14 protein-coding genes are annotated in these 16,583 nt (G+C 68.3%); 11 read left to right on the top strand and 3 right to left on the bottom strand.

The features are described from left to right. Positions 1-49 precede the first annotated feature (49 nt). The 3 genes from DIE16_RS07480 (at position 50) to DIE16_RS07470 (ending at position 3,791) form a co-directional block, all read left to right on the top strand. On the top strand, positions 50-1,189 hold the full coding sequence (locus DIE16_RS07480) for a porin (RefSeq protein WP_124520138.1): 1,140 nt from the start codon (positions 50-52) through the stop codon (positions 1,187-1,189). A 28-nt stretch (positions 1,190-1,217) separates the two neighbouring features. Next, a complete protein-coding gene (locus DIE16_RS07475) occupies positions 1,218-2,942 on the top strand; it encodes a tannase/feruloyl esterase family alpha/beta hydrolase (RefSeq protein WP_124520136.1) in 1,725 nt (574 codons plus the stop codon). A 231-nt stretch (positions 2,943-3,173) separates the two neighbouring features. Further along, a complete protein-coding gene (locus DIE16_RS07470) occupies positions 3,174-3,791 on the top strand; it encodes a PolC-type DNA polymerase III (RefSeq protein ID WP_124520134.1) in 618 nt (205 codons plus the stop codon). Between the two features lie 10 nt (positions 3,792-3,801). Here DIE16_RS07470 and DIE16_RS07465 read toward each other — a convergent pair whose 3' ends face one another. Then, positions 3,802-4,278, bottom strand: a complete 477-nt coding sequence (locus DIE16_RS07465) for an Lrp/AsnC family transcriptional regulator (RefSeq protein WP_124520132.1) — start codon at positions 4,276-4,278, stop codon at positions 3,802-3,804. A 181-nt stretch (positions 4,279-4,459) separates the two neighbouring features. Here DIE16_RS07465 and DIE16_RS07460 point away from each other — a divergent pair, with 181 nt between their 5' ends. After that, complete coding sequence (locus DIE16_RS07460; protein WP_124520130.1) at positions 4,460-5,728, top strand: diaminopropionate ammonia-lyase; 1,269 nt, start codon at positions 4,460-4,462, stop codon at positions 5,726-5,728. 38 nt (positions 5,729-5,766) lie between these two features. Next, positions 5,767-6,951, top strand: coding sequence for a M20 aminoacylase family protein (locus tag DIE16_RS07455; protein ID WP_124520128.1), 1,185 nt, complete (start codon positions 5,767-5,769; stop codon positions 6,949-6,951). Between the two features lie 59 nt (positions 6,952-7,010). On the opposite strand, the gene DIE16_RS07450 is transcribed toward DIE16_RS07455, so the two are convergent. Further along, on the bottom strand, positions 7,011-7,724 hold the full coding sequence (locus DIE16_RS07450) for a GntR family transcriptional regulator (protein ID WP_124486016.1): 714 nt from the start codon (positions 7,722-7,724) through the stop codon (positions 7,011-7,013). Positions 7,725-7,896: 172 nt separating this feature from the next. On the opposite strand from DIE16_RS07450, the gene DIE16_RS07445 reads away from it, so the two are divergent. The 5 genes from DIE16_RS07445 (at position 7,897) to DIE16_RS07425 (ending at position 13,963) form a co-directional block, all read left to right on the top strand. After that, entirely contained in the window at positions 7,897-9,195 is a 1,299-nt protein-coding gene (locus DIE16_RS07445) for an MFS transporter (protein WP_124486017.1), read from the top strand. 52 nt (positions 9,196-9,247) lie between these two features. Then, complete coding sequence (locus DIE16_RS07440) at positions 9,248-9,976, top strand: aspartate/glutamate racemase family protein (protein WP_124486018.1); 729 nt, start codon at positions 9,248-9,250, stop codon at positions 9,974-9,976. Positions 9,977-9,986: 10 nt separating this feature from the next. Beyond that, the gene (gene hydA / locus DIE16_RS07435) at positions 9,987-11,402 is read left to right on the top strand and encodes a dihydropyrimidinase (RefSeq protein WP_124486019.1); all 1,416 of its coding nucleotides are present in this window, start codon (positions 9,987-9,989) and stop codon (positions 11,400-11,402) included. Between the two features lie 69 nt (positions 11,403-11,471). Continuing rightward, the gene (locus DIE16_RS07430) at positions 11,472-12,671 is read left to right on the top strand and encodes a serine hydrolase (protein ID WP_124520126.1); all 1,200 of its coding nucleotides are present in this window, start codon (positions 11,472-11,474) and stop codon (positions 12,669-12,671) included. Next, a complete protein-coding gene (locus DIE16_RS07425) occupies positions 12,671-13,963 on the top strand; it encodes a serine hydrolase (RefSeq protein ID WP_185500304.1) in 1,293 nt (430 codons plus the stop codon). Before DIE16_RS07430 ends, DIE16_RS07425 begins: the two co-directional genes overlap by 1 nt. Before the next feature lie 163 nt (positions 13,964-14,126). Here DIE16_RS07425 and DIE16_RS07420 read toward each other — a convergent pair whose 3' ends face one another. Beyond that, complete coding sequence (locus tag DIE16_RS07420) at positions 14,127-15,485, bottom strand: aspartate aminotransferase family protein (RefSeq protein ID WP_124520124.1); 1,359 nt, start codon at positions 15,483-15,485, stop codon at positions 14,127-14,129. Between the two features lie 468 nt (positions 15,486-15,953). On the opposite strand from DIE16_RS07420, the gene DIE16_RS07415 reads away from it, so the two are divergent. Next, positions 15,954-16,535, top strand: coding sequence for a hypothetical protein (locus tag DIE16_RS07415; protein WP_124520122.1), 582 nt, complete (start codon positions 15,954-15,956; stop codon positions 16,533-16,535). Positions 16,536-16,583: the final 48 nt, after the last annotated feature.

Here is a 16,583-nt window from a genome sequence, read left to right as displayed (position 1 = left end):
ACGAGCGCCGGTAGAGCGCGATTACGACACAGGTCTGGAGACGAACACCATGAAGCACACCAAAGCCTTGCTGGCGGCCGGCGCATGCGCGCTCGCCGCGACCGGCGCGCACGCGCAGTCGAGCGTGACGCTGTACGGGATCATCGATACGGGAGTCGAGTTCGTGTCGCACGCGAACGCGGCCGGCGACCACGTCGTGCGCATGCCGGGCGTGACGGGCGAGCTGCCGTCGCGCTGGGGCCTGCGCGGCACCGAGGATCTCGGCGGCGGCTACCAGGCGGTATTCACGCTCGAAAGCGGCTTCAACGTGCGCGGCGGCGATCTCGGCCAGGGCGGCCGGCTGTTCGGGCGGCAGGCGTTCGTCGGGCTGAAGAGCGGCTTCGGCACGCTCGCGTTCGGCCGCCAGTACACGATGACCTATCTCGCGCTGCAGGGCGCGGACATCATCGGCCCCGACATCTACGGGCTCGGCTCGTTCGACGCATACGTGCCTAACGGCCGCGCCGACAACGCGGTGACCTACGTCGGCACCTATCGCGGCGTGACGCTCGGCGCCGCGTATTCGTTCGGCCGCGACGGCGCGGGCACCGGCAACTCGCCGGGGCAGGGCACCTGCGCGGGGCAGGTGCCGGGCGATGCCGTCCAGTGCCGCAACTGGTCGGTGATGCTCAAGTACGACAGCGCGTATTTCGGTGCGGCGGCGTCGTACGAGGAGCAGCGCGGCGGCACCGGCGCGGCCGCGAACTTCTTCGACGGCGTCGCGCCGGTCGCCTTTACCAGCAGCGGCGGCAAGGACGCGCGCACGCACGTGAGCGCGTATGCGCAGGCGGCGGGCGCGCGGATCGGCGCGGGCTGGATCGGGCGGCGCGTGTCGACCGGTTCGCCGGCCGCGCCGGGCGCGCATTCGGACCTGTTCTTCCTTGGCGCGTCGTATGCGGTGAAGCCCGATTTCGTCGTCGACGGCGAAGGCTACCGGATCGTCAACAGCGCGCACGACACGCGCGCGACGATGGCCACGCTGCGCGCGACCTATCTGCTGAGCAAGCGCACGGCCGTCTACGCACAGTCGTCGTATCTGTGGAACAGCGCGCATGCACGCTACGCGGTCAGCGGCGGCGGGCCCGGCACGACGCCCGGCGCAGGGATGGGGCAGCTCGGCGCGATGGTCGGCGTGCGGCACATGTTCTGATCCGGCAGCCAGACGAACGGGAGCTATCTTGAACAGGAAATCTGCATTCCTCTGTATTGCGCCGCTGTCCGCGGCGGCCATGCTCGCCGGCTGCGGCGGCGACGATTCGGTCAGCGCCACGCCGACGCACCTGAGCGCCGCGACGCCGGCCGCGATGGCGCAGACGTGCGACGCGCTCGCCGCGAAGCTCGCGTATGCGAACACGTCGTTCACGTCGGTGACGACCGCGCCCGCCGGCGCGCTGACGGTGGCCGGCAAGCCGATCGCCGAGCACTGCGTGATCGACGGGAAGATGAACGAGCGCGTGAGCGCGGTGGACGGCAAGACCTATGCGATCGGCTTCGAGATGCGCTTGCCGAAAGCGTGGAACGGCCGCTTCTTCTACCAGGCGAACGGCGGGCTCGACGGCAACGTCGTGACCGCGACCGGCGAAATCGGCGGCGGCGGCCCGCTGACCGACGCGCTGAACCAGGGCTTTGCGGTGATCAGCTCGGATTCCGGGCACAGCGCCGCGCAGAACCCGCTGTTCGGCCTCGATCCGCAGGCGCGCATCGATTACGGCTACGGCGCGGTCGACGCGCTCACGCCGATGGCGAAGCAGGTGATCCGGCTCGCATACGGGAAGACGCCCGACCGCAGCTATTTCGGTGGCTGCTCGAACGGCGGCCGGCACGCGATGGTCACGGCCGTGCGCAACGCGGGCGACTACGACGGGATCATCGCGGGCGATCCGGGCTTCCATCTGCCGAAGGCGGCGATCGGCGAGATGTACGGCGCGCAGCAGTTCGCGAAGATCGCATCGGCGACGGGCTCGAACGGGCTGCCCGACATCCGCAGCGGCTTCACCGATGCGGAGCGCCGGTTCGTCGGCGCGAAGATTCTCGACAAGTGCGATGCGCTCGATGGCGTGGCCGACGGGATGGTGCAGGACGTCGCCGCGTGCCAGGCGCATTTCAGCGTCGAGACGGACATCCCGACCTGCGCGAACGGCACGCGCACCGGCGCGTGCCTCACGACCGCGCAGAAGAGCGCGCTCGAGAACGTGTTCGCGGGCGCGCGCAACAGCGCGGGCACGGCGCTCTATGCGAGCTTTCCGTACGATCCGGGCATGGCCAGCGGCGGCTGGGCCGCGTGGAAGCAGTCGAATTCGGTCACGCTCGACCCGGCCGCGATGGCATTCACGTTCATGACGCCGCCGAAAACCGCCGCGACGCTCGCGAATCTCACCGGCTTCGCGCTCGGCTTCGACATGGACAACGACGCGCCGGCGATCTTCGCGACGAACGGCGTGTACACGCAATCGTCGTGGTCGTTCATGACGCCGCCTGACGAGACCAACCTGTCCGCGCTGAAATCGCGCGGCGCGAAGCTGCTCGTCTATCACGGCACCGGTGACCCGGTGTTCTCGTTCAACGACACGAGCGACTGGTACGGGCGGCTCGCGCAGGCGAACGGCGGCGACGCGTCGGGCTTCGCGCGCTTCTATCCGGTGCCGGGCATGAACCACTGCTCGGGCGGGCCAGCGGCCGACCAGTTCGACATGCTGACGCCGCTCGTCGCGTGGGTCGAGCAGGGGCAGGCGCCCGCGGCGATCGTCGCCACGGCGCGCGACACGACGAACGCGGTGCCGAACGCGGACGTGCCGACGTCGTGGGGCGCGGGACGCACGCGGCCGTTGTGCCCGTATCCGCAGGTCGCGCGCTACAACGGCTCGGGCGACGTGAATTCGGCGGCGAGCTTCAGTTGTCGATGATGTAGGGAAGGGGGATGTACCGACGCGCGGAAGCTTCGGTACATTCGCCGCCGTTCGGCGGCGGATGGCGCGAGCGTGCCGGTCCGTCCGGATGGAAACGGCGGTGCGCCGCGCATGACGATCGAGTTTGCCGCCCGACGCGGCATCCGGGGATACACTGTGGCGCTTTCGCGTCGGCGAGACACGTCCCGGCCGACGTGCGCCGCCAGCTATCCTTCCTCCGATTCGACCATGCAAACCGTAGCGGTACTCGACTTCGAAACAACCGGGCTTTCTCCGAACATGGGCGACAGGGCGACCGAGATCGCCGTGATCCTGCTGCGCGACGGCCAGATCGTCGACCGCTACCAGAGCCTCATGAACGCCGGCCGCCGCATTCCGTCCGACGTCGTCGCGCTCACGGGGATCACGAACGACATGATCGCGTCGGCGCCGCCGGTGGCGAAGGTCATGAAGGAAGCCGCCGCGTTCGTCGGCAGCCATCCCGTCGTCGCGCACAACGCCGGCTTCGACAAGCGGTTCTGGCAGGCCGAACTCGCGATGCTCGGGATGGCGGCCGAGCATGCGTTCGCATGCACGATGCTCGTCGCGCGGCGCCTCTACCCGCACGCGCAAAGTCACCGGCTGTCGAACCTCGCGACCATGCTGCGCTTGCCGCAGACGGGCCGTGCCCACCGCGCGATGGTCGACGCGGAGATCGCGAGCCATCTGTGGTGCCGGATGCAGCGCGACATCGGCGAGACTTACGGGTTGCGGCAGGTCGATCACGGGCTGATGTCGCGATTGCAGACGACGAGCAAGGCGAAGGTCGCGACGTTTTTCGGTTCATTGGCTGCCGACAGGCGCTGACGTTCGAGCGTCACTCGCCGGGATCCATCGGCACCTCGAGCCCGACCTTCACGCGGCTCATGCTCACGAGCGTCTTGAAGCGCTTCACGTTGTTGTTCGCGAAGAACAGCTCGCGCGTGAGCGCGTTGTACTGATCCATGTTGCGCACGGCGAGGATCAGCACGAAATCCCATTCCCCGGTCACGTAGTAGCACTGCTGGATCTGCGGGCAGCGCTCGAAGGTCCGCTTCATCGCGTCGAGCTGGTCGATCTGCTCGCGCTCGACCTCGACGTTCACGACGATCGTCAGCGGATGATCGACCTTCTCCGGCGCGACGACCGCCGTGTAGCGCACGATCACGCCGTCTTCCGCGAGCCGCCGCAGGCGGCGGTTCACGGCGGCGGTCGACAGGTTCACGCGGGCGCCGAGTTCGGTCTGCGGCGTGTTCGCGTCGCGCTGGACTTCCATCAGCAGCTTGCGATCGAACGCATCGAGTGGAGTGGGCATGATGGTGCGGCAGCCTCGAAAGAATGAGAAATTTTTGCGTCCGGAGCGCCGATTTGGCGATTTTATTGACCGGGATGCGCAATATTATTTTTCGGACCGACGGCGTGCGCAACCCGTATGCGCCCGCACCGCATTCACCGCCGGGCCGCCCGCGCGGCCCATTTCCGGAGCCCTTCCAGCCATGCTGATCGCCAATCCCCGCGCGTCGCGCACCGACTATCCCGACACGCTGCGCCGCATCATGAACATCGCCGCGGCCGACGAGAGCGGCGCGTGGCTCGCGCACTGGCCGCTCGTCGGCGCGGCTCGCACGCCGTTGCGCGCGCTGCCCGATCTGGCCGCGCGGCTCGGCGTCGCGAGCGTCAGCGTGAAGGACGAAGCGTGCCGTTCGCCGCTCGGCAGCTTCAAGGCGCTCGGCGCGCCGATCGCGCTGATGCGGCTCGTGAAGCGGTTGCGGCGCAACGAGGCGCTCGATCCGCAGGGGCTCGTCACGGGCCGCTACGCGGCGTCGCTGGCCGACCTGACGGTGATCAGCGCAACCGACGGCAATCACGGCCGCGCGCTGGCCGCCGCCGCGCGCGCGATCGGCTGCCGCTGCGTGATCGTGCTGCACGCGCACGTCGACGCGGAGCGCGAGCATGCGATCGCCGCGCATGGCGCACGGATCGTGCGGATCGCCGGCAACTACGACGAATCGGTCGTGCACGCCGCGCAGCTCGCGGACGCGAACGGCTGGCACGTGGTGTCCGATACGTCGTACGACGGCTACGAGGCGATTCCGCGCGACGTGATGCAGGGCTACGGCGTGATCGCGGCCGAGGCGCTCGCGCAGGCGGCGGGAGAGGGCAACCTCGGCGACGGCGATGGCAGCGGCGATAACCGGCCGTTCACGCACGTGTTCCTGCAGGGCGGCGTCGGCGGCCTTGCGGCCGGTGTCGCGAGCTATCTGTGGGAGCATGCCGGCGCACGGCGGCCGCATTTCATCGTCGTCGAGCCGCGCCAGGCCGATTGCCTGTACCAGAGCGCGCTCGCCGGGCGCGCGACGAAGGCGACCGGCAGCGTCGACTCGGTGATGGCGGGGCTCGCGTGCGGCGAGGCGTCGCCGCTCGCATGGGACTTTCTCGAGCCGGGCATCGATCACTTCATGCTGATCGACGACGACGACGCGGTGCAGGCGATGCGCGCGCTGGCCGCCGGCAGCGAACGCGACGTGCCGTTCGTGTCCGGCGAGTCGGGCGCGGCGGGCATCGCGGGGCTGACCGTGCTGATGCGCGATCCGGCGCTGGCGCGGCAGGCGGGGCTCGATGCGAACGCGCGTGTGCTGGCGATCAACACGGAAGGCGCGACCGCGCCGAGCGTCTACCGGCGGTGTGTCGGCGAGACGGCCGACGCGGTGCTGGCGCGCCAGCGCGACTGGCTGACGCGGACCCGCGCGGCCGCGGAAGCCTGAGCGCCCCGAACGACCTGACGACCGACGAGGCAAGCACGATGGACGCACTGGACGCAACGGCAGGAAGCACGCTGCAGGGCCGGCTGAAAACCTGGCGCCGGCATCTGCACCAGCACCCGGAGACGGGTTTCGAGGAAGTGAACACGTCGGACTACGTCGCGCGGATCCTGACGACGCTCGGGCTCGACGTGCAGCGCGGGATCGGCGGCACGGGGCTGGTCGCGAACCTGACGGCCGGCACCGGCACGCGCGCGATCGGCATCCGCGCGGACATGGACGCGCTGAACATCGCCGAGCACGCGCCGGGCCGCGAACATGCGTCGCGCACGCCGGGCAAGATGCACGCGTGCGGGCACGACGGCCACATGTCGATGGTGCTCGGCGCCGCGCAACTGCTGGCCGAGCGCAAGGACTTCGACGGCACCGTGCGCTTCATCTTCCAGCCGGCCGAGGAACATGGCCGCGGCGCGAAGGCGATGATGGCCGACGGGCTGTTCGAGCGCTTCCCGGTCGACGCGATCTTCGGCGCGCACAACATGCCGGGCATGCGCGCCGGCACGTTCGCGACGCGCGCGGGCGGCATCATGGCGAGCGAGGACAACTTCGTGATCCGGATCGACGGGCGCGGCACGCATGCGGCGCGCCCGCACATGGGCATCGATCCGATCGTGATCGGCTCGCAGATCGTGCTCGCGCTGCAGACGATCGTGTCGCGCAATCTCGATCCGGGCCTGCAGGCGGTGATCTCGTGCACCGAGTTCATCACCGACGGGCTGCGCAACGTGCTGCCGTCGACGGTGACGATCAAGGGCGACACGCGCAGCTATGCGCGCGACGTGCAAACGCTGCTCGAAACGCGGATGCGCGAGATCAGCGAAGGGATCTGCCGCGCGCACGGTGCGACCTGCACGTTCGAATACACGCACGAGTTCGCGCCGACGGTGAATTCCCCGGAATGGGTCGACACGGCCGTCGAGGCCGCGGCGCACGTCGCGGGCGCCGACGCGGTGAACGCCGACGTGCAGCCGATGATGATCTCGGAGGACTTCGGCGCGTTCCTGCAGGCGGTGCCGGGCAACTTCGTGTTCATCGGCAACGGCGAAGCGGCCGAGCGCGGCGGGGTGCCGCTGCACAACGCGGCGTACGATTTCAACGACGAGATTCTGCCGGTCGGCGCGCGGTATTTCGCGGAGGTGGCGCGACGGGCGTTGAAGGCGGCGTAGCAGGCCGTCGGCGGTCTGTTCGCAGGGCCCCGCTACGCGTTCGGTTCGCCGGCAGGCCGTTACGCTTCGGCCGCCCGCTTGGCCGACACGTCGGCCGTGCCGGTGCGATCGAGGATCGCCAGCACTTCGCGCGCGGTGTTCTCCGAATGGCTGCGCAGCACCTGCGGCAGCCGTGCGTGGTCGGGATCGGCGAGCGCAGCCATGATCGCTTCGTGCTCGTGCAGCGATTCGGCCCAGCGCAGCGTGTCCGCGTTCGCGGCGCCGCGCGCGCGGTGCACCTTCGACATCAGCGACGCATAAATGCCCGACAGCACCGGGTTGCCGGCCGCGTCGATGATCATCTGATGAATCTGCTGGTTCAGCCGGAAATACTCGACCCGCTTGCCGGCCTCGTGACACTCGACCATCCGCCGGTGCTTCGCCTGCAGCGAGGCGAGCGTCGACGTGCCGATCCGCTTGCGCAGCAATTCGCCCGCCATTGCCTCGAGCCCGTGCAGCAGCTCGAACGTCGACACGAGATCGTCGATGTCGATCGACGCGACGCGATAGCCGATGTACTGGCGATGCGTGACGGCGCCTTCCGCGACGAGCACCTTCAGCGCTTCGCGCAGCGGCGTCTTCGACACGTCGAACGCGAGGCTCAGTTCCTTTTCGTCGATCCGCGCGCCGGGCGGCAGTTCGCCCTCGTCGATCATCACGCGCAGGCGCGCGGCGATCTCCGCGGCCATGCCGCGCGTGCGCAGAAGCAGGGGATTGCGGGGTGTCTGGCTCATGATGGCGCAAGCTTATCACGATATCGGGGCTTACCCTGCACCACGATAGTGATAAAACAAATTCAATGAAACCAAGCGTTTACGCTAACGGTAATTATAAATTTCTAATCCTATACTCGGCTCAACGTTGCGCGACGTCCTGACCATCCTCGTTCATCCCTGGAGTCCGTCCATGTCTTCAACCTCCGGTGTCGCCGCCCTGACGGTCGGCAAGTCCGCCGTCCGCTGGAAGATATTCGTCGTCATGCTGAGCCTCATCGCGATCAACTACGTCGATCGCGCGTCGCTGTCCGTCGCCATGCCTTACATCTCGCAGGAGTTCAAGATCGGGCCGGCGATGGAGGGCCTGATCCTCAGCTCGTTCTTCTGGACCTATGCGGTGATGCAGATCCCGGGCGGGATGCTGGCCGACCGGTTCAAGCCGCGCATCGTGATCGCGACGGCGACCGTGTTCTGGGGCTTCTTCCAGGCGATCGCCGCGCTGTGCACGAACGCGCCGTCGCTGCTGCTCACGCGCCTCGGCCTCGGCGCATCCGAAGCGCCGATCTATCCGGCCGGCGGCAAGCTCAACGCGATCTGGATGACGCAGACCGAGCGCGGCCGCGGCGCCACGCTGCTCGACGGCGGCGCGCCGCTCGGCGCGGCCTTGGGCGCGGTGCTGATCGCCGGCCTGATCGCGCTGCTCGGCTCGTGGCGGCTCGCGTTCGCGGTGGCCGGCGTCGGCACCGTGCTGGCCGGTTTCCTCGCGTGGTACTACATCCGCAACACGCCGCGCGAGCATCCGGGCGTCAACGATCTCGAGGCCGACTACATCGAGGCGTCGCACGCGAGCGACCTCGCGGCCGAGCCGGCCGGTGCATCGGGGCGCTCGCGCGACTTCTTCAAATACCGCTCGGTGTGGTGCATGTTCTTCGGCTGGATGTGCTTCAACAGCGTGTTCTACGGGCTGCTCACGTGGATGCCGAACTACCTGCACAAGGTGCACGGCTTCGACATCAAGCAGATGGGCGGGTCGACCTTCATCATCTTTTTCTGCGGCTTCGTCGGCGAGCTGCTCGGCGGCTGGATCGCCGACAAGTGGAAAGCCGCGGGCGGGCGTCCGAACGTCGTGATGCGCACGCTGTTCGGCATCGCCGCGGTGATCGCGACCGTGTCGATCTTTTCCGTCGCCTACGTGAAGAGCCCGGTCGTGTGCGTCGCGCTGCTGTCGACGACGCTGTTCTTCCTGCGCTGGTGCGGGCTGTACTGGTGCATCCCGTCGTCGCTCGGCACACGCAACAAGATCGGCTTCCTCGGCGGCCTCATGAACCTCGGCGGCAACATCGGCGGCATCACCGTGCCGATCCTCGTCGGCGCGATCGTGCAGTTCACCGGTTCCTACTTCCTTGCGCTGATGGTGTTCGCGGCGGCCGGCGTCGGCCTGTTCGTGTGCTCCAGCGCGATCGACTACGAAAACAAGCTCCCCGTCTGACCGACCCCTTTCACTGCATCGACTGCATTCATTGGTAGAGAGAAAACCCATCATGAAGAAACGTACCCTGCTCGGCATGCTCACCCCTTCGTCCAACACGTCGCTCGAACCGCTGACGAGCGCGATGGTCGCCGGCCTGCCGGGCGTGTCCGCGCACTTCGCGCGCTTTCCCGTCACCGAAATCTCGCTGACGGGCCAGGCGCTCGGCCAGTTCGACGACGACAAGATCATCCAGGCCGCGATGCTGCTCGCGGACGCGAAGGTCGACGTGATCGCATGGAACGGCACGTCGTCCGGCTGGCTCGGCTTCGAGGCCGACGAGCGGCTGTGCCAGCGCATCACCGAAGCGACCGGGATCCCCGCCACGACCTCGGTGCTCGCGCTCAACGAGATCCTGAAGAAGACGAACGCGCACGAGTTCGGCCTCGTCACGCCGTATCTCGACGACGTGCAGACGAAGATCGTCGACAACTATCGCCGCTCGGGGCTGAACTGCATCGCCGAGCGCCATCTGAACCTGAAGGTCAATTTCTCGTTCTCCGAAGTGACGGGCGACCAGATCGGCGGGATGGTGCGCGAAGTGGCGAAGGCCGGCCCGCGCGCGATCTCGATCTTCTGCACGAACCTGAACGCCGCGCACCTGGTGCCGGCGCTTGAGGAAGAGACGGGCATTCCGATCTACGACACGATCTCGACCGTCGTGTGGAAGTCGCTGCAGCTCGCCGACTACGACACGCGGCAGGTGAAGGGCTGGGGGCGTCTCTTCAGCGACGTGATCTGAGGCGCGCGTCATGTCGAACGATCTCGATTTCGTGATCCGTCACGCGGACGTCGTGACGGCGGCGGACCGGTTCTCGTGCGACATCGGCATCCGCGCGGGGCGCGTGGCCATGCTCGGCCACGGGCTGCCGCGCGCGCCGCGCGAGCTCGATGCGAGCGGCATGCTCGTGATGCCGGGCGGCGTCGATGCGCACTGCCACCTCGACCAGCCGATGCCCGACGGGCTGAAGATGGCCGACGATTTCCTGTCCGGCACGCGCTCCGCGCTGTGCGGCGGCACGACCACCGTCGTGCCGTTCGCCGCGCAGGCGAAGGGGCAGTCGCTGCAGGCGGCCGTCGACGACTATCACCGGCGCGCGGAAGGGCGCGCGCTGATCGACTACGGTTTTCACCTGATCGTCGCCGATCCGACGCCGCACGTGCTGGCCGACGAGCTGCCGCGGCTGATCGCGAACGGCTACACGTCGTTCAAGGTGTACATGACCTACGACGACCTGAAGCTGAACGACCGGCAGATGCTCGACGTGCTGTCGGTCGCGCGCGAGCACGGCGCGCTCGTGATGGTGCATGCGGAGAATTCGGACTGCATCGGCTGGCTGACCGAGCGGCTGCTCGGCGACGGCCACGTCGCGCCGCATTTTCATGCGCACGCGCGGCCGGCCGTGGTCGAGCGCGAGGCGACGCATCGCGCGATCGCGTTCGCGGAACTCGTCGACGTGCCGATCCTGATCGTGCATGTATCGGGCGCCGAGGCGATCGAGCAGATTCGCTGGGGGCAGTCGCGCGGGCTGCCAATTCTCGCCGAAACCTGCCCGCAGTACCTGTATCTGACGGCCGCCGATCTCGGTCATCACGGTCACGACGGCTACGAAGGCGCGAAATGCGTATGCAGCCCGCCGCCGCGCGATCCGGCGAACCAGCAGGCGGTGTGGAAGGCGCTGAAGCAGGGCGTGTTCTCGGTATTCTCGTCCGATCACGCGCCGTTCAACTACGACGATCCGTGCGGCAAGCATCCGGGCGGGCAGGCCGTCTCGTTCGACCATATCCCGAACGGCATTCCGGGGCTGGAGACGCGCCTGCCGCTGCTGTTCGACGGCGTGCGCAACGGGCGCCTGTCGCTGCACCAGTTCGTCGAGCTGACGTCGCTGCGCCCCGCGAAGCTGTACGGGCTGTATCCGCGCAAGGGGACGATCGCGGTCGGCGCCGACGCGGATATCGTCGTGTGGGATCCGGACAAGCGCGTGCGGATCGCGAATGCGTCGCTGCATCATGCGGTCGACTACACGCCTTATGAAGGGATCGAGGTGACGGGCTGGCCGCGTCATTGCCTGTCGCGCGGCGAGCTGCTCGTCGAGGACGGCCGGCTGCTCGCGGCGGAGCCGGGGCGCGGGCAGTTCCTGCCGGCCGGCAAGCCGTGCCTCGACTGATGTCGCGCGATGCGATTGCGATGTGAGCGCCCGCGCGACGCGGCGGGCGCCGTTTCAACAGGAGCTACGATGAGCGTTTCCCTCGCAATGCGCGGCCTCGCGGCCGCGGCGATCGTCGCCGGGTCATGCGGCGGCGGCCCGGCGCTGGCTGCCGGCGGCGCGCCGCAGGACCCGCCGAGCGTCGTGCCCGAAGCGGCCGGCGTCGATTCGGCGCCGCTCGTGCGGCTGTCCGAATGGCTGCGCCGCGACCGGATGGACGTGCGCAGCCTGGTCGTCGTGAAGGACGGCAAGATCGTGTTCGAGCGCTACGGCGACGGCCTCACGCGCGACAACAACTACGAGCTGTATTCGGTGACGAAGACGATCACCGCGCTGCTCGCCGGCATTCTCGACGGCGAGGGCAAGCTCGGCCCGTCGACGAAGGTCGCGCCGCTGATCGCGGCCGCGCGGCCCGATCTCGCGGGCGAACTCGCGGACAAGCAGGATATCGAGCTGCGGCACCTGATGTCGATGTCGAGCGGGTTGCGCTACACGACGCGCGAAGGCACCGATCCGCTGTACTACGACGCGCCCGACCGGCTGCAGGTTGCCGTGACGAGCCGTGCCGCGCAGCCGCCCGGCACGCATTTCGACTACATCGACGTGAACCCGGTGCTGGTCGGTACGGCCGTGTCGATCGCCGCGGGCGAGCGCGAGGACGACTTCGCGCGCGAGCGGCTGTTCGAGCCGCTCGGCTTCGCGCACTACCGCTGGAGCGGCGCCGACGGCACCGGCGCGGTGGCGGGTGGCTGGGGCCTGCGGCTGCGCGCCGTCGACATGGCGAAGATCGGCATGCTGCTGCTCGACAATGGCCGCTGGAACGGCAAGCAGGTCGTGCCGGCCGGCTGGGTCCGGCAGATGACGAGGCCATCGCCGGCCGCGGCCGACTACGGCTACTACTGCTGGATCGGCCATGTCGTCGAGCGCGGCACGCCGGAATTCGGCGCGATGGGCTTCAAGGGGCAGTTCATCACGGTGCTGCCCGCGCAGCGCGCGGTCGTCGTGATGACGAGCCTGCTGCCGACCGACGGCGGGTTGCGCGACGCGACCTACCTGAACCTCTATCGGCGGATGGTCGGCGACTACATCCTGCCGGCGCTCACGCCCGCGCGGCCGCCGGTCGAAAGCGCGGCAGCCACGCAGGCGCTGCGCGACGAACTCGAGCGCAGCCGGCAGACGAAGGGGGTGCCCGGTACCGCCACCGCGTTCAACGATGCACCGGAGATTTGATGAGGATTGCAAATTTCAGTGACCATTCGTCCGTGTGGCGTTCCGATGCACGGCGGCCCGCTGCGCCGTTCATGCGCCGGCTGCTCGCACGGGTTGCCGCGTTGCTGATCGGCGGCGGGGCGCTGGCCTCGGCATCGGCACCGATGCTGTCCGTGGCGCACGCGGCCGACGCGTTGCCGCTGCATGAAACCGGCATCGCGGCGGCCGCACCCGAAGACGTCGGCGTCGATTCGCGCAGGCTCGTCGCGCTGTCGCGCTGGATCCGCGAGCAGAAGCTCGACGTGTACAGCCTGCTCGTCGTGAAGGACGGCAAGCTGATCTTCGAGCGCTACGGCGCGAACGCGTCGCGCGACTCGACCTACGAGCTGTACTCGGTGACGAAGGCCGTGACGTCGCTCGTCGCGGGCATCCTGGTCGAGCAGGGCGCCGTGCAGCTCGACGAGCCGGTGGCCGCGCGGCTTGCCGCGTGGCGCCCCGAGCTCGGCGGCGCGCTCGCGGACAAGCGCGGCATCGAATTGAAGCACGTGCTGTCGATGTCGAGCGGCCTGCATTACGACTTCAGCCCGAAGGACGATCCGATCTACTACACCGCGCCGGACCGGCTGAAGCTCGCCGCGTCGGCCGCGCCGAAGGTCGCGCCGGGCACCGCGTTCGAGTACACCGACGTGAACCCGATCCTCGCGTCGGCGATGTTGAGCGCGGCGGCCGGCGAGCCCGTCGAGCGCTATGCGCGCACGCACCTGTTCGGCCCGCTCGACATGAAGCGCGCGGCATGGGAGCGCGCGGATCGCACCGGGCTCGTGTCGGCCGGCTGGGGGCTGCGGCTGCGCGCCGTCGACATGGCGAAGATCGGCATGCTCGTGCTCGACGGCGGGCACTGGCAGGGGCGGCAGGTGGTGCCGCGGGCGTGGATCGCGCAGATGACGGCGCCGCGCGTGTCGCCGCACTTCGGCTACTACTGGTGGATCAACAACATCGTCGACAGCGAGCCGGAATTCGACGCGATGGGCTTCAAGGGGCAATTCATCACGGTGTTGCCGAAGCGCAATACGGTGATCGTGATGACGGGCGTGCTGCCGGTGGGCGGCGGCCTGCGCGACGCGGAGAACGTGAAGCTGTTCCGGCGGATGGTGAACGGCTACATCCTGCCGGCGCTCGATGGCGGTGCGGCGTCGGGGCAGGGCGGCGGCGCCGGCGATACGCTTGCGGCGCTGCGCGACGAACTCGAAGTGAGTGCGCGCACCGCGGGCGTGCCCGGCACGCAGCTCGATCCGACGGATCTGCCGAAGTAGGCGCGTCGATACGTGTGCGGCGCTGCGTGTGGAGCGGGAAGTGAGTGCGTGCTCCGTGGGCGTGCCCGGCGCGCAGGTCGATTCGACGGATCTGCCGAAGTAGCGTCGGGCATGTGTCCGGTCGGCCCGATGCAGGCGGGCCGGACACACCGCGTGTCCCACATCACACCAGTTCACCCAGGCACGCGTCGAACTGCGCGACGAGCGTGTCGACATCGTCGGCCGTCGTCTGCGGACACACGAGCATCATGTTGTGGAACGGCGTGATCAGCACCCCGCGGTTCAGCAGATACAGATGCACGATGTGCTCGAGTTCGCTGTCGAGCTGCTCGCCGGCGATCGTGCCGTTGCGTGGCGGCACCGGCGTGAACTGGAACTCGGTGCGTGCGCCGATGCGCGTCACGCACCACGGCAGCCGATGCTTCGCGATCGCCTGTTCGAGCCCGGTCGCTAGCCGCGTGGCCAGTTCGAACATATGCGCATACGCGGCATCGGTCGCGACGTCGGCGAGCGTCGCGCGCATCGCATGCATCGCGAGCATGTTCGCGGTGAGCGTCGTGCCGATCCCGGAATGGCCGGGCGGTGCGCTCAGCTTCGCCTGTTTCGCGCGTTCCGCGAATTCGGCGCTGAATCCGTACACCGCGCACGGCACGCCGCCCGCGATCGGCTTGCCGACCACCAGCGCGTCCGGTTCGAGACCGTGTGCGGCCGCGTAGCCACCCGGGCCGCTGCTGATCGTGTGGGTTTCGTCGATCACGAGCAGCGTGCCGTAGCGGCGCGTGAGTTCGCGCGCCGCCTCCCAGAAGCCCGGCTCGGGCAGCACCATCCCGATGTTCGTCATCGCCGGCTCGGCGAGCACGCATGCGACGTCGCCATCCTTCAGCGCCGCCTCGAGCGCGGCCAGATCGTTGAACTCGACCACGCGCGTGTTCGCGAGCAGGTCGTAGGACTGCCCGAGCAGGCTGTCGCGCTGCACCGGGCGGCCGTCGACGAGATCGACGAACACGTCGTCGACCGTGCCGTGATAGCAGCCGTTGAACACGACGATCGTGTTGCGGCCGGTGGCCGCGCGCGCCCAGCGCAGCACGAAGCGATTCGCGTCGCTCGCGCTCAGCGCGAACTGCCAGACCGGCAGCCTGAAGCGGCGCGCGAGTTCGCGCGACACCCAGGCGGCGTCCTCGCTCGGCAGCATCGTCGTGTAGCCGCGCGTCGCCTGTTCGGCGAGCGCGCGTGCGACCGGCTCGGGTGCATGGCCGAACATCGCGCCCGTGTCGCCGAGACAGAAGTCCGCGTAACGATGACCGTCGACGTCGGTGAAGGTCGCGCCGCGCGCCTCCTTCACGACCAGCGAGAACGGGGTCGACCAGTCCTGCATCCAGTGCAGCGGCACGCCGAACAGCAAATGCTCGGACGCTTCCGCGGACAACGCGCGGGAGATCGGCATGGCTTCGGTGAATGCACGGCGCTCGCGATCGAACAGCGCGCGGGCGCGGATGAGGTCGACTCCGTGGCGGGAAGGCAAAGGCAACTCCTGGGCTGTGAAGGTGGAGCAACGATAGCGCGGCGGGCGGGGGCTGAACAGACGCAGAATTACCGACACCGATGCGCAAGTGAGTACGGCATGTTCGCGGCGAATTCCTGTTTGATTTCGAGATTGCACAGGTAAATCGAAACCCGGCAGAAACATGAAGGTTTTCATGGATTCTGGTATGAGGTTTCGCGACCTATCGTGGTGATAAGCCGTGGCGCATGCGATCTGCCGGATGCCATCGTTGCTGGCTGTGCAGCGTATCCGACGCACGATCGCAATGGCTGGCGGGTGCTTCGATCGCACACGCATACGGCTGAGCGAAGCGAATTCCACCTCGCATTGCAGGCCAATTTCGGGATAACGGAATGCCGATTTTTCATGCGATGGTGATCGGGCGCTCGAAACGGGCCGGCTATTTCGGCAACCGGGTTTCAACCATCCTGAAAGCGGGACCTCACAATGAAGATCCACCATCAACTCGCCGCGCTCGCCGCTTGCTGCGCATTGGCCGGCCTGACGTACGCCGGGCCGACATCGCCGCAGGCGGTCGTCAAGAAGATCACGCTGACCGCGAACATCGGCGACAGTCTGTTCGTTTCGAGGCCGGACAACTCGGCGTTGGGCGATGTGGTCGAACTGAACGCGACGGGCGGCGCGCAGCAGACCGTCGGCGCAACGTTGCCGATTCGCGTGCGCGCGACGAATCCCGATATCAACGTCGTACTGTTGCGGCCGTCCGGATCGCCGAGCGGCGTTGACGGCCTGGCCGATGTGAAGGTCGGTCTGACGGACAACGCGGGCGACCGGGGCACGGTGCCTGGCGCCGGCCGGCCGGTCAGGCTGGCGAAGCGCGGACACGACGGTTTCGACGGCTACGACGAAACGCATGACGTGAAGATCAGCGCGCACGTGCAGGACGTGCACGCAACCGGGCAGCCGACTGTCGGCCGTAATCCGGCCAGTGTCGTGCTGGTGTTCGAACCGGCCGCGTCGGCTGGTCGCGAGCCGGCGGTGGAGCGGGTTTCCGCAGTCGGCGAGTAAGGCCGTGGCCCCGTCGGACGTATCGGGCGGGGTTTTTCAGTCGAAGTT

Source organism: Burkholderia sp. Bp9090, from assembly GCF_003857985.1.
Classification (GTDB): Bacteria; Pseudomonadota; Gammaproteobacteria; order Burkholderiales; family Burkholderiaceae; genus Burkholderia.
This window is presented reverse-complemented; position numbering and strand designations above follow the sequence as displayed.